The organism is Rhodococcus sp. FG69 (genome assembly GCF_057808915.1).
This window is the reverse complement of sequence record NZ_JBMDIX010000106.1, coordinates 1-1028: the sequence shown is the minus strand read 5'-3', so window position 1 is coordinate 1028 and position 1028 is coordinate 1. Positions and strand designations below refer to the sequence as shown.

At 60.3% G+C, this 1028-nt stretch carries 1 protein-coding gene; it reads left to right on the top strand.

All coding sequences use genetic code 11. The annotated features are described in order from the left end of the window. Positions 1-10: 10 nt before the first annotated feature. Positions 11-1028: condensation domain-containing protein (locus tag ACODSO_RS29165; protein ID WP_489040077.1), on the top strand; the 1018-nt coding region annotated here is incomplete at its 3' end.

Here is a 1028-nt window from a genome sequence, read left to right as displayed (position 1 = left end):
CGGTTTCGATGTGACTGCGGAGGTGCCGTTTCGGGCTGGTTTGTTCGAGGTGGTGGGTGCGGGTTCTGGTGGGTCTGAGTTTGTTGTGGTGTTTGTTGTGCATCATATTGCGGCTGATGGTTTTTCGATGGGGCCGTTGACGCGGGATGTGATGGGTGCGTATGTGGCGCGGGCTGGTGGTGAGGAGCCGGGGTGGGTTCCGTTGGCGGTGCAGTATGCGGATTATGCGTTGTGGCAGCGTGCGGTGTTGGGTTCGGAGTCGGAGCCGGATTCGTTGTTGTCGCAGCAGGTGGCGTTTTGGCGGTCGGCGTTGGCGGGGTTGCCGGATCAGTTGGATTTGCCTGCTGATCGGGTGCGTCCGGTGGTGGCGTCGAATCGTGGTGCGAATGTTGTGTTTTCGGTGGATGCGGGTGTGCATCGTGGGTTGGGTGTGGTGGCTCGTGAGTTGAATGCGTCGTTGTTCATGGTGGTGCATTCGGCGTTGGCGGTGTTGTTGTCGCGGTTGTCGGGTGTCGATGATGTGGCGGTGGGTACGCCGGTGGCGGGTCGTGGTGAGGCTGCTCTCGATGATGTGATCGGGATGTTCGTCAATACGTTGGTGTTGCGGACGGTGTTCGGGTCGGATTGGTCGTTTGCTGATGTGGTGCGGGATGTGCGGGAGCGGGATTTGGGGGCGTTCGGGCATGCGGATGTGCCGTTCGAGCGGTTGGTGGAGGTGCTCAATCCGGCGCGGTCGCAGGGGCGTCATCCGTTGTTTCAGGTGATGTTGTCGTTCCAGAATTTGGAGCGGACGTCGTTGGAGTTGCCGGGGTTGTCGGTGTCGGCGGTGGAGTTCGATGCTGCGGTGGCGAAGTTCGATGTGCAGGTGACGGTGACGGAGTTGTTCGATGTCGATGGTGGTCCTGCGGGGTTGTCGGCGACGTTGACGTATGCGACGGATTTGTTCGACGAGTCGACGATGGTGTTGTTCGGTGAGCGGTTTGTTCGGGTGTTGGAGTCTGTGGTGGCGGATTCGTCTGTGGTGGTGG